26 protein-coding genes and 1 riboswitch are annotated in these 23,890 nt (G+C 46.7%); of the genes, 16 read left to right on the top strand and 10 right to left on the bottom strand.

Features of this window, described 5'->3' with window-relative positions; genetic code table 11:
• Window positions 1-29 precede the first annotated feature (29 nt).
• Entirely contained in the window at window positions 30-1,187 is a 1,158-nt protein-coding gene (yhbH, locus tag ACKKE8_RS06215; RefSeq protein ID WP_017251936.1) for a sporulation protein YhbH, read from the top strand.
• A gap of 57 nt (window positions 1,188-1,244) precedes the next feature.
• Window positions 1,245-1,532, top strand: coding sequence for a YiaA/YiaB family inner membrane protein (locus tag ACKKE8_RS06220; RefSeq protein WP_409177386.1), 288 nt, complete (start codon window positions 1,245-1,247; stop codon window positions 1,530-1,532).
• Window positions 1,533-1,653: 121 nt separating this feature from the next.
• Here the strand turns inward: ACKKE8_RS06220 and ACKKE8_RS06225 are convergent, their stop codons facing one another.
• The 3 genes from ACKKE8_RS06225 to ACKKE8_RS06235 all read right to left on the bottom strand — a co-directional run bounded on the left by ACKKE8_RS06225 (window position 1,654) and on the right by ACKKE8_RS06235 (window position 4,862).
• Window positions 1,654-2,703 carry an alpha/beta fold hydrolase gene (locus ACKKE8_RS06225; protein WP_409177387.1) on the bottom strand — a complete coding sequence of 350 codons (1,050 nt, stop codon included), beginning with the start codon at window positions 2,701-2,703 and terminating at the stop codon, window positions 1,654-1,656.
• A gap of 121 nt (window positions 2,704-2,824) precedes the next feature.
• Window positions 2,825-4,315, bottom strand: a complete 1,491-nt coding sequence (locus tag ACKKE8_RS06230; RefSeq protein ID WP_409177388.1) for a methyl-accepting chemotaxis protein — start codon at window positions 4,313-4,315, stop codon at window positions 2,825-2,827.
• Window positions 4,308-4,862, bottom strand: coding sequence for a GNAT family N-acetyltransferase (locus ACKKE8_RS06235; protein WP_409177389.1), 555 nt, complete (start codon window positions 4,860-4,862; stop codon window positions 4,308-4,310). The genes ACKKE8_RS06230 and ACKKE8_RS06235 overlap by 8 nt, the downstream gene beginning before the upstream one ends.
• A 195-nt stretch (window positions 4,863-5,057) precedes the next feature.
• A riboswitch (cyclic di-GMP riboswitch) is annotated at window positions 5,058-5,146 on the bottom strand.
• A gap of 190 nt (window positions 5,147-5,336) precedes the next feature.
• Here ACKKE8_RS06235 and ACKKE8_RS06240 point away from each other — a divergent pair.
• From ACKKE8_RS06240 to ACKKE8_RS06260, 5 genes are all read left to right on the top strand, one after another.
• A complete protein-coding gene (locus ACKKE8_RS06240; RefSeq protein WP_409177390.1) occupies window positions 5,337-5,522 on the top strand; it encodes a hypothetical protein in 186 nt (61 codons plus the stop codon).
• Window positions 5,523-5,684: 162 nt separating this feature from the next.
• Window positions 5,685-6,392 (top strand): DNA alkylation repair protein, encoded by a 708-nt coding sequence (locus ACKKE8_RS06245; RefSeq protein WP_409177391.1) that lies wholly within the window; start codon window positions 5,685-5,687, stop codon window positions 6,390-6,392.
• Between the two features lie 161 nt (window positions 6,393-6,553).
• Window positions 6,554-7,330 carry an amino acid ABC transporter substrate-binding protein gene (locus ACKKE8_RS06250; protein ID WP_409177392.1) on the top strand — a complete coding sequence of 259 codons (777 nt, stop codon included), beginning with the start codon at window positions 6,554-6,556 and terminating at the stop codon, window positions 7,328-7,330.
• A gap of 72 nt (window positions 7,331-7,402) precedes the next feature.
• Window positions 7,403-8,062, top strand: a complete 660-nt coding sequence (locus ACKKE8_RS06255) for an amino acid ABC transporter permease (protein WP_409177393.1) — start codon at window positions 7,403-7,405, stop codon at window positions 8,060-8,062.
• 14 nt (window positions 8,063-8,076) lie between these two features.
• Complete coding sequence (locus ACKKE8_RS06260) at window positions 8,077-8,823, top strand: amino acid ABC transporter ATP-binding protein (RefSeq protein WP_409177394.1); 747 nt, start codon at window positions 8,077-8,079, stop codon at window positions 8,821-8,823.
• Between the two features lie 74 nt (window positions 8,824-8,897).
• On the opposite strand, the gene ACKKE8_RS06265 is transcribed toward ACKKE8_RS06260, so the two are convergent.
• Window positions 8,898-9,152, bottom strand: a complete 255-nt coding sequence (locus ACKKE8_RS06265; protein ID WP_409177395.1) for a KTSC domain-containing protein — start codon at window positions 9,150-9,152, stop codon at window positions 8,898-8,900.
• 33 nt (window positions 9,153-9,185) lie between these two features.
• Window positions 9,186-9,311 (bottom strand): hypothetical protein, encoded by a 126-nt coding sequence (locus ACKKE8_RS06270; protein ID WP_007726770.1) that lies wholly within the window; start codon window positions 9,309-9,311, stop codon window positions 9,186-9,188.
• Window positions 9,312-9,618: 307 nt separating this feature from the next.
• Here ACKKE8_RS06270 and ACKKE8_RS06275 point away from each other — a divergent pair, with 307 nt between their 5' ends.
• The 3 genes from ACKKE8_RS06275 to ACKKE8_RS06285 all read left to right on the top strand — a co-directional run bounded on the left by ACKKE8_RS06275 (window position 9,619) and on the right by ACKKE8_RS06285 (window position 13,140).
• Window positions 9,619-9,945, top strand: coding sequence for a PadR family transcriptional regulator (locus tag ACKKE8_RS06275; RefSeq protein WP_012684822.1), 327 nt, complete (start codon window positions 9,619-9,621; stop codon window positions 9,943-9,945).
• 4 nt (window positions 9,946-9,949) lie between these two features.
• Window positions 9,950-10,705, top strand: a complete 756-nt coding sequence (locus ACKKE8_RS06280; RefSeq protein ID WP_409177396.1) for a VanZ family protein — start codon at window positions 9,950-9,952, stop codon at window positions 10,703-10,705.
• A gap of 140 nt (window positions 10,706-10,845) precedes the next feature.
• Complete coding sequence (locus ACKKE8_RS06285) at window positions 10,846-13,140, top strand: glycoside hydrolase (RefSeq protein ID WP_409177397.1); 2,295 nt, start codon at window positions 10,846-10,848, stop codon at window positions 13,138-13,140.
• Window positions 13,141-13,192: 52 nt separating this feature from the next.
• Here ACKKE8_RS06285 and ACKKE8_RS06290 read toward each other — a convergent pair whose 3' ends face one another.
• Window positions 13,193-14,119 carry a LysR family transcriptional regulator gene (locus tag ACKKE8_RS06290; RefSeq protein WP_409177398.1) on the bottom strand — a complete coding sequence of 309 codons (927 nt, stop codon included), beginning with the start codon at window positions 14,117-14,119 and terminating at the stop codon, window positions 13,193-13,195.
• A 135-nt stretch (window positions 14,120-14,254) separates the two neighbouring features.
• Between ACKKE8_RS06290 and ACKKE8_RS06295 the strand changes: the two genes are divergently transcribed.
• The 6 genes from ACKKE8_RS06295 (at window position 14,255) to ACKKE8_RS06320 (ending at window position 20,845) form a co-directional block, all read left to right on the top strand.
• Window positions 14,255-15,010, top strand: coding sequence for an SDR family NAD(P)-dependent oxidoreductase (locus tag ACKKE8_RS06295; protein WP_409177399.1), 756 nt, complete (start codon window positions 14,255-14,257; stop codon window positions 15,008-15,010).
• A 41-nt stretch (window positions 15,011-15,051) separates the two neighbouring features.
• Window positions 15,052-15,795, top strand: a complete 744-nt coding sequence (locus ACKKE8_RS06300; protein ID WP_409177400.1) for an SDR family NAD(P)-dependent oxidoreductase — start codon at window positions 15,052-15,054, stop codon at window positions 15,793-15,795.
• A 155-nt stretch (window positions 15,796-15,950) separates the two neighbouring features.
• On the top strand, window positions 15,951-16,220 hold the full coding sequence (locus ACKKE8_RS06305) for a spore germination protein (RefSeq protein ID WP_409177401.1): 270 nt from the start codon (window positions 15,951-15,953) through the stop codon (window positions 16,218-16,220).
• Between the two features lie 124 nt (window positions 16,221-16,344).
• Window positions 16,345-17,490: an alpha-hydroxy-acid oxidizing protein gene (locus ACKKE8_RS06310; RefSeq protein ID WP_409177402.1), complete on the top strand. Its 1,146-nt coding sequence runs from the start codon at window positions 16,345-16,347 to the stop codon at window positions 17,488-17,490.
• Window positions 17,491-17,700: 210 nt separating this feature from the next.
• Window positions 17,701-19,827, top strand: a complete 2,127-nt coding sequence (locus ACKKE8_RS06315; protein ID WP_409177403.1) for an EAL domain-containing protein — start codon at window positions 17,701-17,703, stop codon at window positions 19,825-19,827.
• A gap of 112 nt (window positions 19,828-19,939) precedes the next feature.
• Window positions 19,940-20,845: a DMT family transporter gene (locus tag ACKKE8_RS06320; RefSeq protein WP_409177404.1), complete on the top strand. Its 906-nt coding sequence runs from the start codon at window positions 19,940-19,942 to the stop codon at window positions 20,843-20,845.
• A 57-nt stretch (window positions 20,846-20,902) separates the two neighbouring features.
• Here ACKKE8_RS06320 and nadD read toward each other — a convergent pair whose 3' ends face one another.
• The 4 genes from nadD to ACKKE8_RS06340 all read right to left on the bottom strand — a co-directional run bounded on the left by nadD (window position 20,903) and on the right by ACKKE8_RS06340 (window position 23,774).
• Window positions 20,903-21,541, bottom strand: a complete 639-nt coding sequence (gene nadD, locus ACKKE8_RS06325) for a nicotinate-nucleotide adenylyltransferase (RefSeq protein ID WP_409177405.1) — start codon at window positions 21,539-21,541, stop codon at window positions 20,903-20,905.
• Between the two features lie 29 nt (window positions 21,542-21,570).
• Window positions 21,571-22,116 carry a cysteine hydrolase family protein gene (locus ACKKE8_RS06330; protein ID WP_409177406.1) on the bottom strand — a complete coding sequence of 182 codons (546 nt, stop codon included), beginning with the start codon at window positions 22,114-22,116 and terminating at the stop codon, window positions 21,571-21,573.
• Between the two features lie 28 nt (window positions 22,117-22,144).
• Complete coding sequence (locus tag ACKKE8_RS06335; RefSeq protein WP_409177407.1) at window positions 22,145-22,933, bottom strand: NUDIX hydrolase; 789 nt, start codon at window positions 22,931-22,933, stop codon at window positions 22,145-22,147.
• 154 nt (window positions 22,934-23,087) lie between these two features.
• A complete protein-coding gene (locus ACKKE8_RS06340; protein WP_409177408.1) occupies window positions 23,088-23,774 on the bottom strand; it encodes a YceI family protein in 687 nt (228 codons plus the stop codon).
• Between the last annotated feature and the right edge of the window lie 116 nt (window positions 23,775-23,890).

Below are 23,890 nucleotides of genomic sequence, written 5' to 3' on the forward strand. Positions count from 1 at the left end.
GATTGCGCCAGTTGCTAGGAGGAGACGGCATGAAAGATGAATCATCGTTCATTGTCTCCCGGGAAGACTGGTCGCTGCACCGCAAAGGGTACCAGGACCAAAATCGACACCAGGAAAAAGTGAAAGAAGCGATCAAAAAAAATCTGCCCGATCTCGTCAGCGAAGAAAATATTATCATGTCGAATGGTCGGGAAGTCATTAAGATCCCTATTCGCTCCCTGGATGAATACCGATTGCGTTTTAACTTCCAAAAGGGAAAACATGGCGGTCAAGGTAAAGGAAACAGTAAAGTAGGCGATGTCGTAGCCCGTGACGGCGATCCGGCGCAAGGGCCAGGAAAGGGTCAGGGAGCGGGTGATCAGCCAGGTGTAGACTACTACGAGGCTGAAATCAGCGTAGAAGAATTGCAGGAGATGCTTTTCGCCGAGCTGGAGCTGCCGAACCTTCAACAAAAAGACGAGGAACAAATCGTCGTGGAAGAGACACGGTTCAATGATGTCAGGAAAAAAGGCTTGATGGGCAACATTGATAAAAAACGTACGCTGATTGCGGCCATCCGCCGAAATGCACTGGCAGGCTACAGTGATATGGAGCTGGGGATCACCGATGATGACCTGCGCTTCAAGACATGGGAAGAGATCATCAAGCCTCATTCCAATGCTGTCATTATTGCGATGATGGATACTTCCGGATCGATGGGTGTGTTTGAAAAGTATATCGCCCGCAGCTTTTTCTTCTGGATGGTACGTTTTCTGCGCACCAAGTACGAAAAAGTCGAGATTGTCTTCATTGCCCATCATACGGATGCGAAGGAAGTGACGGAGGACACTTTTTTCTCGAAAGGGGAGAGTGGGGGGACGATCTGCTCCTCAGCCTACAAAAAGGCGTTGGAGATCATCGATAGTCGCTACCCGACATCGCAGTACAACATTTACCCGTTCCATTTTTCCGATGGCGACAACCTCACGTCTGACAATGAGCGTTGCGTAAAGCTGGTGAAAGAGCTCATGGAGAGATGCAACATGTTCGGCTATGGCGAAGTGAATCAGTATAATCGCCATTCAACCCTCATGTCAGCATATCGCCACATCAAAGAGCCGAAATTCATGCATTGTGTCATTCGGGAAAAGGGCGAGGTATACAAGGCGTTGCGGACTTTCTTTGGCAAGAAGGAAGCTGTGAAGTAATCGATAGAAGCAACCGGGCGAGAAATCGTCCGGTTGACTTATGTGAGGGGGGTTACTATGTATCCACAAAAGCATCGGATGCGCAACACGGGAGCCTTCACTTTCTTGGCATACTTTACATTGGGTGTAGGTGTACTGCTATTTTCCATCGGTTTATACAATGCAACAGGTCTTCAGCTGCACGAAAAGGGGTACTATATCGCATGTATGCTTCTGGTAGCAGTTGGATCGATTTTGACGCAAAAAGTAGTGAGAGATAATGCAGAGGATCGAGCGATTATTGAGGAGCAGGAAAGAGAATTTAACTTGAAGGTATCGAAAGCGGAGAAAGAAACGCCGAAATAGCCCTGGTTACATATGGAAGAATGGCTGATAAAAGAAGCCCATGATTGATTCAATTTGGTCAAAATTGGACAGGGATGCAGCTATCGGGGAACCAATGGATTGCAAAATAAAACCGCCAGGGTCATGCCCTGACGGTTTTTCGAATGAGCTGTACAAACTCCTCTGCTTTCTCGATGTGTGGAGCGTGCCCCACATTTTCCATGACAATCTCCTGATAGGAACCACCAGCGCGCTGATATTGTTCGAGCACGTCACGAATTTGGGAGACCATCGGCTGCGGGGGATATTCGTCTTCCCCCGGCCATCCGGGAACATAGCCAAGCTTTCCCAGCGTACCGAAATCAGCAAGCGACTGATCCGAGATAATGGCATCATCCGTACCGCGAATCCATAAAATCGGACACTTCGGCTCAATCCGGACAATACGGGACAAATTAACGTATTTAGGAGAAATTGCATTCGTAATTCCTGTCGTTCCAGGAGCAACACCGGGCCAATCGTTTACGTATTCAAAGGTACCAGGGTAAAAGTCCTCTCCAATTCTCGTAGAAAGTATCGCGCTCACATAACGGTCTTCCTGCTCTGAGGCAACTTGGAATGGGGGCTTGAAATAAAGCTGATTCATGACATTGCGAGGACTGGAGGGAGATTCATTACTCATATCTTTGGCTGCTATCCTTTTGACCAGCTCGGAGTTGGCGGCTCCTCCACCCGAGCCTGAGAAGCTGCTGTAGCACGGAGTGCCAGCTATATCCTTGGTTCCACCAAAGCCGTAAGGAGACATGGGTGCGATTAGAATCAGGGAGCGTACTTCCTGCGGGTGATCGATGGCAAACTGCATCACGATCCCTCCACCCAAAGACCAGCCGGCAAGATGGACAGGTGTTGGCAAGTCCAATGCCCGAATAAAGGAATGAAGGTCATCCGACCAGTCTCGCAAACCGCGTGTCGCATCGATGGGCAATGCTTCACTTGCTCCATAGCCACGCATATCAGGTGCATACACACGGTACTGGTCACATAGAGCCGCAATGGTATCATCCCAGAACAAGTTGGCTGATGCATTGCCGTGAATGAGGAGAAGCGGTTCTCCTTCCGGTACGCCTGCTGTCAGGTAGGAAACGAGCAATCGATCGGTCTGAATCGTTATTGTTTCGATTCGTGCATCCATTAATGATGTGCCTCCTTTCATTGTATAAGATTATAAATATCAGAATATTTCCATTATATATCTATTCGGTTACAAAATGAGAAAAGAAAACAACCGCCCGTGAAAGGCGGTTGCAGGAAGGTTACATATGGAGACCACGCATCTGTTGTTCGATTCTCTCAAAGCCGCCAGAAACCTTAACGACTTCGTCTTTTTGCTCAGAAACGAGAACAAGCACTTCTTCCAGGCTCTCTTTGTTCTTGTCGGTAATATCTGCGTTGACTTCAACTTTTGCGCCGACTTCCTGAATCATGCTGTGAACATGGACGATGAACTCTTGCAGGTTTTTCGTTTTATCCGCGAAGTTTTGCATGTAGTTGTCCACATTGGTGAACATTTCTTGTACTTCGAGGATGCCCTCGCTATTTTTCTCAAAAGAAGTCTGTGACTCGGAAATCATATCGGATACGAGCTTCATTTTTTCGCGAATGGTCATGAGCAGGCTCGAGATCGACTCAGAGGATAGCTTGGAGGATTCGGCCAGCTTGCGTACTTCATCCGCTACGACAGCAAATCCTCGGCCGTGTTCGCCTGCACGAGACGCTTCAATCGTCGCATTGAGTGCCAACAGATTGGTTTGTGCAGAAATCTCGGAAATGGTTTGAATGATTTTCCCAATCGATTCGGTTTCTTTATTGAGCTCTTGAATCAGCTGGTTCGTACCTTGGATGTCCTTAATGAATCGTTCAAAGTCATTGCCGATGTTACCGATGCGTTTACCGCTCTCGTTAGTGGCTTCTTTGGTCGATTCTACGTACTCATGCATCTCCGTAACAGAGCGGGTCATATCCTCAACTTGCAGATTCGTCGAGCTCATTTCCCGGCGCAGCTCGTCCGTATTGTTGGTTTGGACGGTAAAGGACTCCATAATGTCTTGCAGGGAAGCGACGGTTTCCACGGCGCGAACATTTACACCGTCCGTCACCTTGTTCAAATTCTCTTGATAGTCTTGCATAGAGGTGAGTGATTCATTGATCTGATCCAGAACACGTTGCAACGATTCCTTCGAGGCAATCGCTTCTTGTTTTTGTTGCTCACTTTCCTCTTGCAGCTTGTTATTGAATACAGCATGCATCATGCTTGTGATAGAGACGAAGCAGAAGGTAAGCAGGAAGTACATCAGATCAATATTGTTTGTCGAATGGAAAATCGTTTCTCTCTGTGTCAGGAAGTAATAAGAGACAATACCCAATGTTGATACAATCGTCAAAATATTAATGAGTCGGTCTTGATAAATCCCCATGACTGCTACAAAGAACATAATGGTCATGATATTGATCATATGCGGGTCCAGTCCAACTACAACGAACATGAAGATCCCGATTACGGCTAAGTTGAAAAACTTCATGAAGGGCGCAGCTTTTTCACGGAAGTTCGGGCGATTGGAGATGTAAGCAAAAGGTGCCAGCACGCCATACAAAATACCCAGTATCGTGAAAACGAATGTGTACGATACGCCTAGAAAGAGGTTTAAGACCTGAACAATCGTAATAATACTTGCGAATACGATTACGACCCAATTGTTTCTTCTTCTCAATAAATCAATGTTCTCAATGTTATCCATGTTACCCACCTACCTCGACTTTTACTTGGTTGGACGACGACGAATTGTACCAGGAATATTTCGGGTCGTGCTTATTGTCATAGACATCTTTTAGATGGAAGAGGGTCGGAATAGCATCGGCCCCTTTGTAAAAGACGATATCCTTGGTCTGAGTTGCCTTTACTTGATATTTCTTGTTGATGAACGTAAAAAAGGTCGGATCTGCTACCCCGATTGCGTGGGTATAACCATGCTTTTCAGCGTAATCTATCATCAGGCAAATTCCTTTTTGCCCCAGTTGTCCGCGGTATTTCGGCAAAACAGCTAGACTGTCTACCTCCATTACTTTCATATCTTTTGTAACAACATCCTGAAAAAGTGATTTCATATAAGCGCTTGATTTGGAAAAGGGCGTCATCTCAAATGTTCCACCTGCTTCACCATCTTCGGCAATTAAAAGGAACTGAGCGGAGCCTTCTTTCGCGTACTCCATCTCGAAGCCCATGCTTGTCCATACTGTTTCTTTGATTTCATGAAATTTTGCTAACTCTTGTACGGTTTCTACTTGTTTGTACATAACTTCTCCACTCCATCATTTTCTCTGATTGAATCATGTTGTGTAAGTTTGACGTCTCAAAAGTTATGTTTTTCCATCCGTTATGAAAATGAAAATGCTTTCATCCTCCTTTCAAAAAAGTAAACACAAAAAAAGGCCGTTCCATCAAAATGGAACAACCGAAGCTACCAACATCAAAAAAATGATTCTCAAGATGATGGCAACCCGGCTATCATGGTCAAAGACTAGACTGTAGACCCGTGGTTTTGCGTCGCCACCTTTCGATGACTTTGCCTTTTGCAACCTTTAGCAAAATTTGTAAATATGTGTCGAATTTTGCTGGATATAATTATGGAAAATATAAGCCAAAAGATATACTCTTGTCAAGTTTTGGTAGGGAAAAGATACTAATTGTTCATAAAGTATTTCCCGAAAATCTAACGTAACAAAAATTTTCCAATCATCCGATAACTAGAAGGAATAGGAGGGGATTTTATGAAGGAAGTAAAGGTGATTCAATTTTACTTTTCCGGAGGCGGTGAAACGATTTGCATCGAAACGACGGAACCGGAAGAGATCATTCAAATGGTCGCTAATCAAGACGGTGGATGGCTACAGTACGATGATGTTGTCATCAACGTCAGAAATGTTTCGTATATCAAAGTACGCAGTCAGGCGTAAGGATAGGAAAAGCGCGGCAAGCTCCAATACGAAAAAGCTCTCCTTTGAATGTGGAGGGCTTTTTCGTGTTGGAGGTAGCGCTGCTGGTTATCCTATTAGCTGCTGGTTATCCTATTAGCTGCTGGTTATCCTATTAATAGAAGAAAAAAGGAGGGTGGCCAGATGACGCTGGAAGAAGTCATGCAGAAGCTCGAAGCGATGGGGACAGAACAGACGAAAAAAACGTTATTACGGCATGGGGCGAAAGAGCCTTTGTTTGGCGTGCGAGTCGGCGATATGAAAAAGCTGGTCAAGGAGGTAAAGCGTGATCAGCAGCTCGTCTTGGCGCTGTATGATACGGGAAACTACGACGCCATGTACTTGGCCGGATTGACGGTTGATCCGAAGAGCATGACAAAAGAGCGGCTGCAGGCTTGGGTCAAGGAAGCCTCTTGGTACGCGCCCGCCGAATATACGGTTGCGAGTGTAGCCGCTGAGAGCTATTTTGCCATGGAGTTGGCGAGAGAATGGATCGAGTCAAAGGAAGAGATGGTAGCCACATGTGGGTGGAATACCTATTCAAACTACTTGTCGATTACTCCCGATGAACAGCTAGATAAAGCAGAAATCAAGCGGCTCCTCATGAGAGTGAAGGAAACGATTCATCAGGAACAAAATCGCGTACGGTACACGATGAATCAATTCATTATTTCAGTCGGCGCGTATGTACCGGAACTTCATCAGGAAGCGTTGGAAGTGGCCGCAGCGATTGGCAAAGTACATGTGGACGTCGGACAGACAGCGTGCAAGGTTCCGTTGGCTACGGAGTATATCAAAAAGATAGAGGAACGAGGGAGTGTCGGAAAAAAGAAAAAGACGTGCATCTGCTAGTCGGGCATTTTACTCATTCATTTGGCGTATATTTCTAAGGTGCTTTTGTTTACTAAAGTATCGACTATTCCTTGCTAATGTGCTATCATGATACCTTGTTAACGTATTACCACTTTATCAGAGTAAAATATAGAGTAGGGAAAACGAGGGGGATCATCACGATGAAGAAAATAGCATGGATGTCATTGTTGTTGAGTGCGATGGTTTCATTGGTAGTGGGTTGTTCCAGCGCAAACACTGGCGCTGACGCAAACAAGCTGATTATCGGAATTGATGATAAGTTCGCACCAATGGGATTCCGGGATGAAAAAAATGAGCTAGTCGGTTTTGATATTGATTATGCGCGTGCAGCCGGTGAAAAGATGGGAAAACAAGTCGAGTTTCAACCAATCGATTGGAGTGCAAAAGAGTCTGAACTAAATAGCGGTCGTATTGACTTGATCTGGAATGGATATACGATTACGGATGAGAGAAAAGAGAAGGTTCTCTTTACCAAGCCTTATCTGAAAAACGCGCAAGTAGTTGTCACGATGGCAAATAGCAGCTTGACCAAGCTGTCAGACTTGGCTGGTAAAGGAATTGGTTTGCAAAAGCTGTCTTCCGCAGCTGATGCTGTCAATGCAAGTGACATGAAAAATCAGGTCAAATCAATTACAGAGTATCCCGATAATGTACTAGCATTGAGCGATATGAAGATTGGCCGCGTGGAAGCAGTTGTCATCGACCAGATTGTAGCCGATTACTACATGGCAAAAGAACCTGGAAGCTTTAAGCTGTTGGAAGAATCACTTGCACCTGAGGAGTATGGAGTGGGCGTCAAAAAAGGGAACGAGGCGTTATTGAACGAACTGCAAAAAGCGTTGGATACCATGAATCAGGATGGAACAGCAGCTAAAATATCGGAAAAATGGTTTGGCGAAAATCGCGTGTTGAAATAAACGGAAGATACGATGGCTTCGCCGAATGATTGGCGAAGCCACGCTTTATTATAAGGATTAGGAGCATACCAGATGAGCTTAGACTATATTATCTCCATTACCGTGCCTATGCTAGAAGGGGCGCAGATGACGGTGTTGCTGTTCCTCATCGCTATCCTGGCATCAATCCCATTGGGATTTCTCATTACCTTAATGGCGAATAGCAGCAACAGAGGTCTGTCTTGGTTCGCGCACACCTATGTGTATGTCATGCGTGGAACGCCTCTATTATTACAGCTATTGTTTTTTGTCTTTGGCCTCCCCCTCTTGCCAGTGATCGGAGAATACTTGGTTATGGATCGATTCGTAGCTGCATGCCTCGGCTTTGTGCTGAACTACGCAGCGTATTTCGCGGAGATTTTCCGTGGAGGGCTGCTGTCGATCGACAAAGGACAGTACGAGGCGGCGCAGGTCCTCGGCTTTAGCAAATGGCAGACGACCAACAAGATTATTTTGCCGCAAATGTTTCGCGTGGCTTTGCCTGCCGTCGCAAATGAATCAATTACCCTCGTAAAAGACACAGCGCTGCTCTATGCGGTTGCCGTCCCAGAATTGCTTCATTTTGCACAAACGGCTGTGAATCGTGACTTTACCATCGTTCCATTTTTTATTGCCGGAATCATTTATTTGTTGATGACGCTATTGTTGACGTTGTTTTTTAAGTGGTTGGAGAGAAGATTCAAATTCGAATAAAGGGCTGGCGCTGCATGGATATCATTCAAGTATCGAATCTAAAGAAATCGTTTGGCAATCAGGAAGTTTTGCGAGATGTCTCGTTTTCAGTGAAAAAGAACGAAGTCGTGGCAGTAATCGGGCCTTCTGGCTCCGGCAAAAGCACGATGCTACGCAGCTTGGTCAATCTGGAACAGGTGAATGGTGGCAGCATTCGTGTGCAGGATGATTATTTGGTGAGGGACGGCGTTTACGCCAGCAACCAGGAAATCAAGCAGATCACATCGAGAATGGGCATGGTCTTTCAGCATTTTAATCTGTTTCCTCATCTCACAGTAAAAGAAAATCTGGAGATCGCACCACGCGTAGTCAAAGGTGAGGCGTCTCAGGACATCCACAGAAAGAGTACAGAGCTCTTGGAAAAGGTCGGCCTGTCTGATAAGGCAGGCGCGTATCCGGCGAAGCTCTCAGGTGGACAGAAGCAGCGTGTGGCGATCGCCAGAGCTCTGATGATGAATCCGCAAATCTTGTTGTTTGACGAGCCTACGTCTGCGCTCGACCCCGAACTGACGGGTGAGGTCCTGCAAGTCATCAAGCAGCTTGCCCAGGAGCATATGACGATGATGGTTGTGACGCATGAGATGGGATTCGCGCGCGAGGTAGCGAACCAAATCATGTTTATGGACAACGGGGAATTCGTAGAGTCGGGGACACCTGAGCAATTGTTTACAAACGCCAAATTTGAGCGGACCAAATCTTTTTTGCATCGCGCATTGAAATAGAGAAGATCAACAACAAATGCCCTCAGTGTCCAGAAGACAGATTGAGGGCATTTTGTATAGGCAGGCTACATCACCTAATAGTTCAAGTACCGTTGGCTGATGAACGCATGAAAATGATCGCTAAACGAGTCAGCATTTAAAAACGCATTGTAAGCGTAAGGAGTGACCCGACAGTAAACGACCTCGCGTCCATCGTGAAAACGGATGTAGAGGTGGCTTGCAGCCAGATCGTAGCGAGCAGCTTTGATCAATTTCGAATCCAGTTCCTTGTAGGTAACTTCTTGGGGTTGATTCTGACGTGGCAGAAATTGGCGGAAAAAAGATCTCAATGTACGTGCAAACTCCTTTATCGAAAAATCGGCTTATCTATTTCTACGAGTCTTCATTTTACGCAAAAATTTGGATTCGGAATACAAAAATAGCACACCGATTGCAAAATAGGCTAAGAGAACCGTATTCAGTACGATCATCGGAAAGTCGGCAAGCATGTAAGTGCCTCCTGTTAGAGAGAATGAAGTCACGAATGAAAAGTAACCTGCTCCAAAAAAGTGAAAATTTTCTTTTTGCTTCGTTCTATGGGCCTATGATCTGGTTGTGTGTAGAAGAGAATGATCATCCGAAAGTATGTCGACTCATAAAAAACGTTGTCGAATATAGTCTATATTACCTATTTTATTATTGTCAATAATTACATAGCACTAAAAATACTTTCCGTGAATTTTCTTGGTGATCTACCTTGTATCACGAGGTATTGTGTGATAATCTCTAGGCATGTCATGGGGAGGAGATGCTTTTGTGAACAAGGAGTTGTTGAAAGGAAGTATCGATCTATTGCTTCTCTCGCTGATCGCGCAGAAAGATCAGTACGGCTATGAGTTGGCCAAGAAGATTCGCGATAAAAGCGATGAGCTGTATGAAATCGGTGAAGGCACATTATACCCTGCCCTAAAGCGACTGGAGACGCAAAAGGCAGTGGAGTCTTACTGGGGGGAAGCCAACGAAGGCGGACGCCGCAAATATTATCGAATTACCAAGACCGGACAGGGACTTCTTCAAGACAAAATGAAGGATTGGCAGAGCTTGAGCAGACTCATTTTGCTTTGTAATGAGGGAAGTGAGTAAACCAATGAAGCTCGAAGAGTATGCAGAGCAGGTTGTCAGTCGTTTGCCGTGTTCGAAATGGGAAAAGCAGGATGTCAAAGATGAGCTGATGGATCATTTGAACAGCATAAAAAGTGAGCTGGTCGAAGAAGGTTATGAAGAACAGAAAGCCGTTTTACTGACCATTCAACGATTTGGTACAACGAAAGCAATCAGTCGGCAACTGTCTGAGTCCATGCCGCTTATTGATAAATACATCCGTAAATGGCTCCTGTCCTTGTTTTTCTTGTATGTAGCTATTTCCAGTTATCTCTTGTTGTTGTCACCGGATCGCTTCCGGCGCAGAGCTTTTACCGTGGAATGGAAGCAAAGGATGCTGGAATACGGCGTTCCGCAATATACGCATCTGTTCCAAAATACGAAACCATTTCAAACTTTGGTGGATTACGTTTTTCATTATGACAATTACAGCTTTGGCACTGTGATGTATAACCTGATTGGCAATGTCATGTTGTTTGTTCCGCTCGGGCTTTTGCTGCCGCTAATATTTATGTCTTTTCAAAGCGTGCATCGCGTGTTTTTTCTCACGCTTTCGGCCAGTCTCATCATCGAAACCTTGCAGCTATTGTTTTCGTTAGGTAGCTTTGATGTCGATGATCTGCTGTTAAATGTACTCGGCGGATTGATTGGTTACGGGATGTTTCGAGTAGGGGCGGCGCTCATCTACAGGCGACGGAAAAGCAGCAATTTCGATGACGATCTGTCAGCCACATCATCTTAGTAGGACAAGTGTCGTAAAAGCCTTTTGATTGACCGGGGTCGCATAGCTGTGAGGCGGCCTTGGCAAAGGTTTTGGTCATTTTTTTTGGATGTGTACATCGTGATGCGATATACATAGTGAAACGATTTAGGGGGATTTTTATGAAACGAACAGCGATTTTCATCATGGTAGTTGTTCTCCTGCTCCAAGTCGTCGTTGGTTGTGAGAGCAACAAGACTACCGAGCAGGTGCAGACGAAGCAGTATGCAGATTTTACTTTTGATGTGAAGCCGGAGACCTTCGAAGTGTTCGTCGAGAGAGACGGAGTAAAGGAAAGTGCTTCGGAGCCGATGCCTGCGCGAAAGGTAACGAATGTACAGAAAGGTGAACAAGAGATTACCTGGAGCTACCCAGACGATCAGCTGGATGTCTCGATCAAAAAGAAAGAGGAGCATTTGCAAATCACCCTGATCTCCACAGGAACAGAGAGCTTTTCCTGGCCGACAGTAAAAGGATCAAGCTACATGTTGCCTTTGGGAGAGGGGAAATGGATTCCTGCGGATGACAGCAAGTGGCAGTCATTTTTAAAAGAAGAGAGTCTTAGCTTTGCTGAGTCTTTTTCCATGCGCTTTTTTGCTGTGAACAAGAGCGAGTATGCGCTGATGTACGTCGTGGACAATTTGTTTAACAACACTGTGGATTTTGCCGTTGATCCGACGATTGCGTTTACGTTTTCGCATGAGTTCCCTACGATAAATCCGGACAAGACCTACGGGTTCCGCTTGTATGTCACAGACAATGATCCGGTTAGCGTAGCGGGTGTTTACAAGCGATATGTCAAGGAGCAGGGAGAACTGCTGACCCTGGCGGAAAAGGCCAAAGCCAATCCGAATATCGAAAAGCTTTACGGCGCTCCGCATTTTTACTTATGGAACAAGAGCTTCCTATCGGTCGATGATGTGAAATGGAATGCACTGAAAACGAAACTGAATGAGAACTTCATCAGGGCACTTGAGCAAATCTTGGCTTCCAATGGTGAGGATGGAAAAGAGAGCATCCAGCAATTCCGCGAGATTCAGAAGCAGGATTACGTCGCGGATTATCAAAAGAAAGCGATCCTAAGCGGGTTGAACTACGCTATGCGTTCCTGTGAGTTGTATAATCCGAAGGTGTTTACGAACGTGGATGAAAAGGCAAAAGAACTCATCGGAAAAGGGATCGGCTCGTTGACCGAATCACAGCTTTACGATTTGAACAAAAGACTGCTGAAAAGTGTGCTGCAGAATGTCGTTCCACCTGTGGAACAGTGGGGGAATGCCGATTCTACTGATCTCTTGAAAGAAATGAAAGCGGCAGGAATTGACCAAGCATGGATCGGTTTGCCGGATTGGACGGCTGCCTACATGAAGCCAGCATTCATTCAACAGGCGAATGAGACAGGCTATTTGATCGCCAGCTACGATTCCTACCATTCCATTCATAAAGAAGAAAATCCAGATTGGAACACGGCTATTTTCAAGGACAAGAGCTTGTATGAGAATGCGACAATCTCGAAGAAAAATGGAGAGAAAAAAGCTGGTTTTCTCCAGCAGGGTAGATTGCTGAATCCAACCCTATCTCTGCCAAGTGTCAAACAGCGCATGGAGGAAATCATGAGTAACGATGTCGCTTTTAACTCGTGGTTTATTGATGTGGATGCAGCAGGAGATTTCAACGATGATTATTCGCCACAGCACACAACGACTGAGGCAGAGGATATGAGGGCGAAGCTCGCGCGTATGGACCTTATTCGCGATGAAAAGGAACTGGTCATTGGGTCTGAGACTGGAAATGACTTCGCCAGCCGAAGTATCGCCTTTGCTCATGGCATTGAGACGCCTGTCATCAAATGGGCAGATCCTGACATGCGAAAAAACAAGCAAAGCCCGTATTATGTAGGAGGCTACTGGTCCCCGGCGGGCGAGATTCCGGAACGATACACCAAACAGGTTCCAATCAAGGAAGAGTATCGCCATGTATACATTGATCCTGCGTATTCATTGCCGCTGTACAAGCTGGTGTACAATAACACGGTGATCACGAGCCATCACTGGGAGTGGGCCAGCCTGAAGATCAAGGGTGAAGTCGGCACCCGTATGCTCAAGGAGCTGCTTTACAATGTACCGCCACTCTATCATTTGGATAAAAAGATGTGGGATGCTGAACAACAATTGATCACGAACTATTTGAAGGTGTGGTCTCCCTTCCACAAAAAAGCGGTGCAGCACGAGATGGCTGATTATCGTGTGTTGTCCGAAGACAGGCTCGTGCAGAAGGCAGTCTACGGGGATGATCTGCAAGTGATCGCCAACTTCTCTGAGCAAGATTTCACGTACGAGGGGCAAGTGGTGAAGGCCAGATCAGCGCTGATCATCAACGGTAACGATAAACAAACCTTCCTTGCACCTTCGGAGTAGGAACGATTTGAAAAAGGCTGTCCGCGAAAACGAAGCGGCGGCCTTTTTTCTGCTAAGGAGTGGGTGGGTATTTCTTGCTTTTTAAATCGTATTGGAGTCGATTGATAAAGTTCATCGAAATACGGGAATAATGCCGTTCCTCCGAGCGCACCCACCCATAATAGACAGGTTGTTGATAAGGAATATCCAAATCAAGAGTGATTGAATCGGAGTCTTGCAAATGAGGTTCATGAACAAAAGAGTAGTCCAATCCGATGGTTACGGAGAGATTTTGCCGGATTGCATTGCGAAGAGCGTCTGTGTTGTTCGTCGTAAATAAAATGTCGACAGGGCCGTATGTAGCGGCAAAATCCTCTACGAACCATTTGACGTAGTCGTCGTTGTACAGGACGAAGGATTGCTTGCGAAGCTCTTCGGGTGTGACGGAATCCTGGTAGGCAAGTGGCGAGTTTTTGCTTACACCTACGACCATTTTTCCCTCTAGCAACTGTTCGAACACCAAGCCGAGGCCCTCGCTCTTTTTGAGCAGGTTCTCATGGATAATGACCAGACCAATGTCCAGCTTGTCCTGAAGAATGTCCTCTAATATTTCCTGCGTGCCTTTTTCTGCAATTTCGGTACGGATGTAAGGATAATCTTTTTTAAAGCTCGCGACGGCATCGACCAGAAGATTCATGGGGCCAGGAATCGTGGCGAGTCTCAGCTCACCCGTCAACGTGTTCGTGTAGTTTTGTGCTTCTTCCCATATTTCCTGAATCTTGCCCAAGGCTTCAAATGCTTTTTTGATGATGATGCGCCCTTCCGGGGTCGGTACCGTTCCAAGGCGCGAACGTGAAAAAAGAGTAACGCCCAGCTCTGCTTCCAGACTAGAGAGCGATTGGCTGATGGCGGAGAGGGTCACATGCTTGTTCTGAGCGGCTTTGGTTAGGGAGCCTGCCTTCGCTATTTCTACGATATATTCCAGTTGTTCCAGATGCATTTGGTAACATCACATCCTTTAGTCGTACTTAAGGAAGGGTAAGTATGTTTACATATTTTAAAAATAAAAGAGTCCTATAATGAAAGCAAGGCAAGAGATCAGGTACAAAAGACGTGCGAAATGGAGGCGTTTGCAATGGCAAGACTCGAAGGAAAAGTAGCGATTATTACCGGTGGAGGAACAGGGATTGGGAAAACAACGGCGATCCGCTTTGCCAAGGAAGGTGCGAAAGTAGTCGTTACCGATATTAATCTGGACAGTGCCTCTCAGACGGTAGCGGAAATCAAGGATGCAGGTGGAGAAGCCATCGCGATTGCGCATGATGTAAGCCGTGAAGAGCAATGGCAGCAAGTAGTGGCAACCACCGTAGAACAATACGAGAAAGTAGATATCCTGTTCAACAATGCAGGCATTTATATCATTAAACCGTTGGCGGAGATTACCGTAGAGGAATGGAATCGTCTCATGGCGATTAACGTAACCGGGGTCTTTTTGGGAATGAAACATGTGATGCCACTCATGGCAAAACAACAAGGTGGTTCTGTCATTAATGCTTCTTCCATCGCAGGGCTATTTGGTGCGCCGGGTCACGTCTTGTACGGAGCGAGCAAAGGAGCGGTTCGCATCATGTCTAAGGATGCAGCCATGGAGTATGCGGCACACGGTGTGCGTGTGAACTCGATTCACCCTGGCTATATCGATACAAACATGGTGTCCTATGCTTCGGAAACGACAAAGCATTCCAAAGCTGAGTTGGCACAAGCCACTCCAACAGGTCGACTTGGTACTGTCGAGGATGTAGCTAATATGGTGCTGTTCCTCGCTTCTGACGAGTCTTCCCATGTCACAGGGGCGGAATTCGTCATCGATGGCGGCGCAACAGCGAGATAAAACGGTATGAATACCATTTTCGAAAATAGGAGGAGTTATCCATGAGATTGGAACATAAAGTAGCGATCGTAACAGGTGGAGCAAGTGGAATCGGGGAAACGACCGTCCGTCTCTTCGCAAAAGAAGGGGCGAAAGTAGTAATTGCTGATTTTTCCCCACGTGGACATGAATTGGCGGAAGAGCTGAATCAAGCAGGCTTCGATGCGTTGTTCGTGAAAACGGACGTAACGAAAGAAGACGAAGTGAAAAACATGGTGAGCGCCACTGTAGAAAAGTACGGAAAGGTAGACATTTTGTTTGCCAATGCGGGTATCGCGAAAGACGCACCTGGTCATCTGTTGAGCATGGATGACTGGCAAAGAACGATTGATATCAATCTGACCGGCGTGTTCTTGTGCGATAAATACGTCATCGAGCAAATGCTGGCGCAAGGGACTGGCGGCGCGATCGTCAACTGCGGCTCGATCCATAGCCATGCGGGGAAAGCAGGCGTAACGGCATACTCATCTGCAAAAGGCGGCGTGAAGCTCCTGACCCAGACATTGGGACTTACGTATGCAAAGGAAGGGATTCGCGTAAATGCGGTCTGCCCGGGTTACATTGATACACCCCTGATTGCTGGGCGCAATGAAGCCTTAAATGAGCACCTGATCGGGTTGCATCCGATGGGACGTTTGGGTAAACCAGAAGAAGTCGCCAAGGCTGTTCTGTTCCTTGCCAGCGACGATGCTTCCTTCGTCACAGGGACGAGCCTGCTGGTCGACGGCGGATATACCGCGCAATAAAAAAAGGTCTTTCTCCTCGCGTAGAATTATCTACTCGGGGAGATTTTTTTTGGCAAGACCACATCGGACAAATGCCCTCAACCATCGTCCAAGCGGGCGCAAAACCGTTCGAATATGATGGGAATAAGCTATTTCGCAACGGGGAGGGAGGAGTTTTGCCGACTTTTGTGGGCACGGTGACCATTACCAATAATGTCGGGAATATCAACTTTGGCGATACGGCAAACAACTCTCCGAAAAGCGTAACCAAAGCGTTTTCCGGTTCGGGTGGAAACAATAGTGGCAACGTCGTGAAGGTCATCAATGAACATAGCCAAACCAATACATGGGTGGGTTCAGGAGTCGCTGGAATGAAGACGATGAAGACAGTGAAGCCAAAGAAACGGGTCCGTCGCGCAGCCCGAAAAGGCAAAAAGAAAAAGTAGCCTTGAAAAAGGCGTGTGTGAAAGTGGACAAGCTCGATAATAGAATTGAGATTAAGACTATTGCGAATTTATGAGAATTGAGATAAAAAAGATGAAAGACGATCACAGAAAGGAAGCAAACCAGATGACGAAAACAAATGAGGAATCACTCTTATTTACCCGTGTGAACAAGGGCACGCAGGCACTGCCGATTTCCATTGAGGATTGGGAGAAAAGGGCGCGAGAGGTTTTGCCGGATGGACCATTTGATTACGTTGCCGGGGGATCAGGGGCAGAGGAAACACTGGTAGAAAACCGGACAGCTTTTTCCCGTTGGGCAATTATTCCACGGATGATGCGGGATGTGACGAATCGCACCCTTGGTATTTCAATGTACAATCAAGCGTTGCGCACACCGATCTTTTTGGCACCTGTAGGCATGCAGACGATTTCACATCCCGACGGGGAGTTGGCGTCTGCCAAGGCAGCAGCAGCAGCTGGAGTGCCGTTCGTAGCCAGTACGGTTTCCGCTCATTCGCTTGAACAGATTGCCGAAGTGATGGGCGATGCCTATCGCTGGTTCCAGCTCTATTGGTCGAATGATCGAGAGGTTTCTGCTAGCATGGTCAGACGAGCGGAAAAGTCTGGATATTCTGCCATTGTCCTGACGGTAGATACCGTCATGCTGGGGTGGAAGCGCAGAGACTTCCGCAACGGGTATTCGCCACTGCGTGAAGGAAGAGGACTGGCGAATTACTTGACAGACCCTGTTTTTTGCTCGCGACTCCCCGAGGTAACGCCGGAGAATGCAGTGGAGGAAGTGTTGAAAAATATTTATCATCCAGCGCTGAATTGGAACGATATCGCCTTTTTGCGTGAGCATACTCGTCTGCCGATTTTGGTAAAAGGCATTTTGCATCCGGATGATGCGCGACTTGCTTTAGAGCATGGTGTAGATGGAATCATCGTCTCCAATCACGGTGGGCGGCAGATGGATGGCGCTATTTCTACGCTGGATGCGTTGCCAGCGATTGCCGAGGTGGTAGCTGGCAAAATACCTGTCTTGCTCGACAGTGGCGTGCGTACAGGAGCAGATGTCGTGAAAGCAATTGCTTTAGGTGCCAATGCCATCCTGATTGGTCGCCCATTCCTGTATGGACTGGCTGTTGCCGGAGAGCAAGGCGTAGCGAGTGTGTTAGATACACTCATCCATGAATTTGACGTCGCGATGGCGCTGTCTGGCAGCAATTCTGTCGCAGACCTCAATCGCAGTATTCTTGCCCGCTTGTAAGGGAAGAAAAAAGTGAGCCAGGCTACGTGCACTGGTTCATTTTTTTCGCATGAACACCCCAAGAAGTTTGCAAAAATGTTGGTTCTACCGGAGCTGTTCTCGTTGATCTTTCGGAAAAACATGGTAAAATGGAACGAACTTGTATTCAGAACGTTACGATCCTTCTGTAAGGATCATTTTTTTTGACTGTATCCAAAGCAGGTGATGGAAATGAAAAACCAAATGATATCTTCACTGACACCCCAAGATTGGGCAGGGCTACTACGTGAAAAAGATGGTGAGCTGAACATGGTTGTGAATGAGCTGGCAGATGTCAAATACGCTTTGGACCAATCCACGATCTTGGCAATTACAGACCATAAGGGGATTATTTTGCGGGCAAATGAGCAATTTTGCCGCATATCGAAATACGAACGAAGCGAATTGATTGGAAAGGACCATCGTATTCTTAATTCGGGTTACCATCCGAAAGGCTTTTTTAAAGAAATGTGGTCCTGTATTCGATCTGGCCAGGTCTGGCGGGGGGAAATTCGCAATCGCGCAAAAGATGGCAGCTATTATTGGGTCGATACAACCATCGTGCCCTTTAAGAATCAAGCGGGCGAAATCTATCAGTACCTTTCCATTCGCAGTGACATCACAGCTCGCAAGCAGATGGAAGACGAGCTCAAGCGGAGTGAAGAAAAGTATCGCATCATCGCGGAAAACACGTCGGATATCATCAGCATCATCAACCTGGATGGGGATTTTCTCTATTTGTCCCCGTCTCACAAGCATGTGTGGGAGCATACCGTTCCTGATGAGGAAATCCATAACCTGTTCGAGTGGATCGTAGAGGATGACCGAGATATTTTTGCTTATGCGATTCAGCATGCCTTCTCTACGCGTAAAGAGTACATGGTAGAATGCCGGATTAATACTCAAAGAAACGATGTTATTTGGACAGAAAGCAAAATCAATCCGATCACGGATGAAGAAGGAAATGTGACCAAGCTGCTCCTCGTTACCCGTGACGTCACAGACCGGAAGCAGTCCGAAGAGACGATTCATCACTTGGCTTATCACGATGCGTTGACAGACCTGCCGAATCGACGGATGTATGTTCAACAGCTCAGCAAGGAAATGATGCAGGCCAAGCGTTTCCAATCGAATCTGGCTGTGCTGTTTTTGGACATGGATCGCTTCAAGGATGTGAACGATTCGTTCGGACATGACGTAGGGGATATGTTACTGATCGAAGCATCAAAGCGTCTACAGGCATGCCTCAAGCCAGGAGATGTCGTGGCCAGGTTGGGTGGAGACGAATTTACGATTATGCAGAATCAGCTGCAAGATCGAAGTGAAGCGACTGCATTGGCAGAGCAGATCATGAATCAGCTGCAACGGCCGTTTGAATTGGATGGTCATGTGTTCAACGTGTCGTGCAGCATCGGCATCGCCTTGTACCCGCAGGATGGGGACAACCCCGAAGATTTGTTGAAACGGGCCGATACGGCATTATATACAGTGAAATCACGCGGGAAGAATGGCTATGATTTTTTCGATCCGACGATGGAGGCGAAGTCGCTGGAGCGCATTTTGATGGAAAATGAGATGCGGAAAGCCATTGAACAAGAGCAGTTCCAAATCTACTACCAGCCTAAAATCGATATCGCGACAAGCGCGATGACAGGCATGGAGGCGCTCGTCAGATGGGTGCATCCAGAGCTGGGCATCATTCCGCCGAATCGTTTTATTCCAATCGCTGAGGAGACAGGGATGATTCTGGCACTCGGTGAATGGATTTTGAAACAAGCGTGCAAACAAAATAAAATCTGGCACGATCAAGGATATACGCTGAAGGTCTCTGTGAATTTGTCAGCGAGACAGATCTATCAAAAAGATCTGGTTGAGATGATCAAGGATATTCTTCAGGAAACAAATCTGTCTCCTGATTGGCTGGAGCTTGAGATTACGGAGAGTATTTTTGTCAAAATGGAAGAGGCAACAGCAGTCCTGCAACAGATTCGGGACATCGGCATCCAAATTTCGATTGATGATTTTGGGACAGGCTATAGCTCGTTTAGTTATATTAAAAGCTTGCCAGTCGATACGATCAAAATTGACGCCTCATTTATTCGCGACATTCATCACAACCAAGAGAGTCAAGCGATTGTAAAAGCAATTGTCACGATCGCGCAAAGCCTCAACATGAATGTCATCGCAGAGGGAATTGAGCTGCATGATCAAGTAGCGGCTTTGAAGGAAAATGGCTGCGACCACGGTCAAGGCTATCTGTTCAGCAAGCCGCTTCCGACAGATGCTTTCGACCAGTTTTTGCGTCAAGAGCAGCAATAATATGGCAGGAAGCAAAGCCGGGTGAGAACATCCGGCTTCTTCTTTTGTGTGGTACTATAAGAGGCGGACAAAAACATAAGAGCAACTGTGCAGCTAGAAAGGGAGGCCCCTCGTGGGAAAGTTTTCGAGTAGGACGGTAGTCGCTATTGCAAGTTTGGTGTTGATGTGGGGATTAAGCTGGTCGATTTACAAAATGTCACTCGCCTATACTCCACCGATTTTATTCGCAGGAATGCGTTCGCTGATTGGCGGACTTCTGCTCGCTTTATTCATTTTACCGAAATGGAAAAAGATCAACTGGCGTGAAAACTGGTTGCGCTATTGTATATCTGCCTTTCTGAATACATTGTGCTTTTACGGCATTCAGACGGTTGGACTCGTGTATTTGCCAGGTGGATTATTCTCTGTGTTGGTTTATTTCCAGCCAATCTTGATTGGACTCTTTGCCTGGTTGTGGCTGGGTGAGAATATGACGGTGCTCAAGATCATTGGGCTGATCATGGGATTCCTCGGGATACTTGCGGTCAGTGCAGATGGACTGACTGGACAGGTTTCCATCGTGGGCGTCATTTTAGGTTTGTTGACGGCTCTTACGTGGGCGCTGGGCGTGATCTATGTGAAAAAAGTCAGTGCCAAGGTAGATTCGCTGTGGATGGTTGCCATGCAATGCATTATTGGTGGCGCGGCCTTAACTCTTTTGGGGACAGGTGTAGAAAGTTGGTCCGACATTGTCTGGAATGTTCCGTATCTGATCGGTCTCAGCTATGGCGCTACATTTGGCGTGCCGATTGCTATTGTCATTTACTTTGGGCTCGTGAATGCAGGCGAAGCGAGCAAGGTGGCCGCCTTTACGTTTCTCGTGCCGCTCATCGCAGTCGTCACTGGCACCATTTTCATGGACGAGCCGGTTACGTATTCGCTCATCGCCGGTCTGGTATTGATCGTGTGCAGTATTTACTTGGTGAACTATCAGAAAAAGATACAAAAGCCTGTCATTGCCAATACTCTCAATCGTTGATGGAGACGACAAAAAACAGCCGACACTTCACAGGTTCGGCTGTTTTTCTTTTTGGATTTATACGTAGGGCTCTTTGTAGATTCCCTTTTCATAAATGTACTGAAGGCAAGCATCCGGCAACAGGAAGCTGGGATCGCCGCCCTTGCGGATTTCGTCTCGGATGTAGGTAGAGCTGATTCCCATGTTGATGCCCTTGCTCATAATGAGAAAATGCTCGTCGTGATTGCGCAGCAGCGCGTCCTCTGCGATCAGGTCAGCGGTCGGGTAGCCTTCGCGCGACATCACGATGAAGTTGAAGCCTGCGACCAGCTTTTCAGCGTTGCCCCAGTTCGACAGTCCCTCTAACAAATCCGAGCCCATGATGAAAAAGAGCTCGTCGTTCGGATACTTCTTTTTCATGTGTATCATCGTATCATACGTATAGGTTTCACCTGGCAAGGCATCCAACTCGACTGTAGAAATTTCGAAAAGTGGTTCGCCATACTTGTTTGTTTTGTGTGTACTGCTTGCCAAAGCCAGTTTGAGCATGTGCAAGCGATGGACGTCCTCTGTCTGCAATTTTTTATCATGACGCTTCGAAGAGCATGGTACGAAAATGACTTTGTCCAATCGTCTTCGGTGAGCGACGGTCGCAGCCGTGAACAAATGGCTGTACGTTATGGGATCAAAGCTGCTGCCATAAATGCCGATTCGCATAAAAATTGCCTCCTATCGTCATGAGCCTGTTATTTTTTTCGAACAGTCATGCCAAGCTGGTTTTGAAAATGACCGAGAGCCCATTTGTGACCTTCGGGAAGAAAGCTCGCTACTGCATCCTCGTGGATGACGACAGAAAAGCCGTTATAGAAGCCTTCAATTGCTGTATGCAACACACAAATGTCTGTGCAGACACCTACCAGATGAATCTCTGTAATACCTCTCGTACGCAACAACAAGGCAAGGTCGGTGCCTTGGAAAGCACTGTAGCGTGTCTTATCCATCCAATGAATCGTATCTTCGAATTCCTCGTAAATGTCTTGAATGCTGCCATACAAATTCCGGCCAGCCGTACCGATAATGTTGTGCGGAGGGTAAAGTCCTGTCTCAGGGTGGTACGGGTCCTGCTCTCGATGAGCGTCGACTGCCATGACGACAAAATCGCCTTCTGCGAGGAAGTCGCGGATCAATTCTCCAATGCGTCCTTCAATAGCCTGGCCAGGCTCTCCACAAGTTAATGCACCATCTGGCGCGACAAAATCATTCGTGTAGTCGATCACAATCAAAGCTTTCATGGCAAAAACCTCCTGAATGTGGACTTTTTCAGTAAATCATGGCAGTCGGGGTAAAGCCTGTAAAGCGATAGAGCTTGGCTGGCGAATTCGAAAACTCGGTCGAGTAGACAGGCTGCCCGTCAGCCGATAGAACTGGCTCGAGAAGTCCTTGCCGTCTGGTTGTCGCAAGCAGGCGCCGCTCAAAATTGCCGCGATCTTTTGCCGAAAAGGATGGAACGACGGTCTCGATCACTTGCAGCAGTTCGCTCAAGGTAAACTCATCTGGCAAAAACGCTTTGGCGATAGTTGTTTGCAGCATCTGCTCACGAATTCGCTGTAAGGCGTCAGTCAAAATTTCACGATGATCAAAAGCAAGGTTGAGAGCAAAAGCTTCTTCAATCGGAAACAGTTGCGCGTCCGATGCATCGTCGTTTGCCTGTGCGTGCTTCAATAAATCTTCATGAACGAGGGAGACGTAGGCAACACTCGGGATCCAACCACGTGGGTCTCTTCCCGGCTTGTAGTACGTCTTCAACTGCTCGATGTGTACATCGCGGTCAATATTCGTCTCTTCTTTCAACTCACGATAGGCGCATTCGTCCAGTGTCTCCGATTCATGGGAAAATCCGCCAGGCAAGGCCCATTGTTCTCCAAAGGTATCGCTTTTTCGCTTGATTAGAAGAACGGCCAATTGCTTGAGTGGCAGCGATTTGGTTTTTGTTTGACGCGGGATGGAAAGGATCGTAAAGAGGCAAATATCTGTTGGAAGTCCATCCGGTGAGCGGTACTTTTTGGTCCGAAAGTGGATGCGTTTGGCTCGAAGGGGAGACGTACTCACAAGATCATCCTTTCCGTTTGCTCGAATCTGTTATCATGCTCTTATATTATGATATCGTTTTAACAATGTCAATATTACAATGTAAAAAACTGTGAAAAAAGACGTCTGTGAATGTCAGACGTCTCTCGAAGCAATTCCTGCGAAAAGCGACTGATTAAACAGCATCCAGCGCGAGTCGCAATGTAATGTTAATGTTTTCTTCCGTTTTGGCTACGATCGTATGAGGGCTGGTCAATCCGAAGTCACCAAACGTTACGACGGACGTTCCTTCCAATTGCAGCTTGCCTTGGGAATAAATCGCGTCAGCATTAATTTTCACGTCTTTGGCAATTCCTTTTACAGTCAGGACGCCATTGATGGTGAACGAAGCCTTTTGTCCTTCTGTCCATGTGGTTGGCCAGTTCTCAAAAGATTTCGCTTCAAAGGTAGCAGCTGGATGCACGGCCGTATCAAAGTAATCAGGAGATTTGATATGGGTGTCGCGCTTTTCATTACCGGAGTTTAGCTGATTCAAGTCAGCGGAAGCCGTTGCTTTCATTTGATCTGGTGCAGAGAGGTTCACGTCCCAGCTACCAGTAATGCCGTCCATTTCAAAGTTTACTGTTTCTTTCGACGTAGTAACGGAGAAATAGACTTTGGACTGGTCATTGATCTTCCATTTTTTATTCAGTTGATCTGCTGTCAGAGCCGTTGATGAAGCGGTAGATGAGGCTGTTGTTACTGCAGCTGCAGGCTGAATCTCCACATGGTTTCCCACGAAATAGTCATAGAGCATGTAGCCTCCGATACCGACCACGAGCGTGGCAACTGAAGCTGTCAGGATAACCGAATTCTTTTTCATTTTTGTATAACCTCCATGTATTTGAAGTGTTCAGGCTTGAGTCGTATGTATTTGACTACGCAGGGATCATTATGAGAGAGGAAGCTGAGTGGGGCTTGAAAGCTGGCTGAAAGTTT

Origin of the sequence: Brevibacillus fortis (genome assembly GCF_046196545.1) — a bacterium.
GTDB lineage: Bacteria > Bacillota > Bacilli > Brevibacillales > Brevibacillaceae > Brevibacillus > Brevibacillus fortis_A.

Excerpts from the sequence above, each read along its gene's own strand:
- yhbH (WP_017251936.1), top strand. The coding sequence starts at position 30 with ATGAAAGATGAATCATCGTTCATTGTCTCCCGGGAAGACTGGTCGCTG.
- ACKKE8_RS06220 (WP_409177386.1), top strand. The coding sequence starts at position 1,245 with ATGTATCCACAAAAGCATCGGATGCGCAACACGGGAGCCTTCACTTTC.
- ACKKE8_RS06225 (WP_409177387.1), bottom strand. The coding sequence starts at position 2,703 with ATGGATGCACGAATCGAAACAATAACGATTCAGACCGATCGATTGCTC.
- ACKKE8_RS06235 (WP_409177389.1), bottom strand. The coding sequence starts at position 4,862 with ATGTACAAACAAGTAGAAACCGTACAAGAGTTAGCAAAATTTCATGAA.
- ACKKE8_RS06240 (WP_409177390.1), top strand. The coding sequence starts at position 5,337 with ATGAAGGAAGTAAAGGTGATTCAATTTTACTTTTCCGGAGGCGGTGAA.
- ACKKE8_RS06245 (WP_409177391.1), top strand. The coding sequence starts at position 5,685 with ATGACGCTGGAAGAAGTCATGCAGAAGCTCGAAGCGATGGGGACAGAA.
- ACKKE8_RS06250 (WP_409177392.1), top strand. The coding sequence starts at position 6,554 with ATGAAGAAAATAGCATGGATGTCATTGTTGTTGAGTGCGATGGTTTCA.
- ACKKE8_RS06255 (WP_409177393.1), top strand. The coding sequence starts at position 7,403 with ATGAGCTTAGACTATATTATCTCCATTACCGTGCCTATGCTAGAAGGG.
- ACKKE8_RS06260 (WP_409177394.1), top strand. The coding sequence starts at position 8,077 with ATGGATATCATTCAAGTATCGAATCTAAAGAAATCGTTTGGCAATCAG.
- ACKKE8_RS06270 (WP_007726770.1), bottom strand. The coding sequence starts at position 9,311 with ATGCTTGCCGACTTTCCGATGATCGTACTGAATACGGTTCTCTTAGCC.
- ACKKE8_RS06280 (WP_409177396.1), top strand. The coding sequence starts at position 9,950 with ATGAAGCTCGAAGAGTATGCAGAGCAGGTTGTCAGTCGTTTGCCGTGT.
- ACKKE8_RS06285 (WP_409177397.1), top strand. The coding sequence starts at position 10,846 with ATGAAACGAACAGCGATTTTCATCATGGTAGTTGTTCTCCTGCTCCAA.
- ACKKE8_RS06290 (WP_409177398.1), bottom strand. The coding sequence starts at position 14,119 with ATGCATCTGGAACAACTGGAATATATCGTAGAAATAGCGAAGGCAGGC.
- ACKKE8_RS06295 (WP_409177399.1), top strand. The coding sequence starts at position 14,255 with ATGGCAAGACTCGAAGGAAAAGTAGCGATTATTACCGGTGGAGGAACA.
- ACKKE8_RS06300 (WP_409177400.1), top strand. The coding sequence starts at position 15,052 with ATGAGATTGGAACATAAAGTAGCGATCGTAACAGGTGGAGCAAGTGGA.
- ACKKE8_RS06310 (WP_409177402.1), top strand. The coding sequence starts at position 16,345 with ATGACGAAAACAAATGAGGAATCACTCTTATTTACCCGTGTGAACAAG.
- ACKKE8_RS06315 (WP_409177403.1), top strand. The coding sequence starts at position 17,701 with ATGAAAAACCAAATGATATCTTCACTGACACCCCAAGATTGGGCAGGG.
- nadD (WP_409177405.1), bottom strand. The coding sequence starts at position 21,541 with ATGCGAATCGGCATTTATGGCAGCAGCTTTGATCCCATAACGTACAGC.
- ACKKE8_RS06330 (WP_409177406.1), bottom strand. The coding sequence starts at position 22,116 with ATGAAAGCTTTGATTGTGATCGACTACACGAATGATTTTGTCGCGCCA.
- ACKKE8_RS06340 (WP_409177408.1), bottom strand. The coding sequence starts at position 23,774 with ATGAAAAAGAATTCGGTTATCCTGACAGCTTCAGTTGCCACGCTCGTG.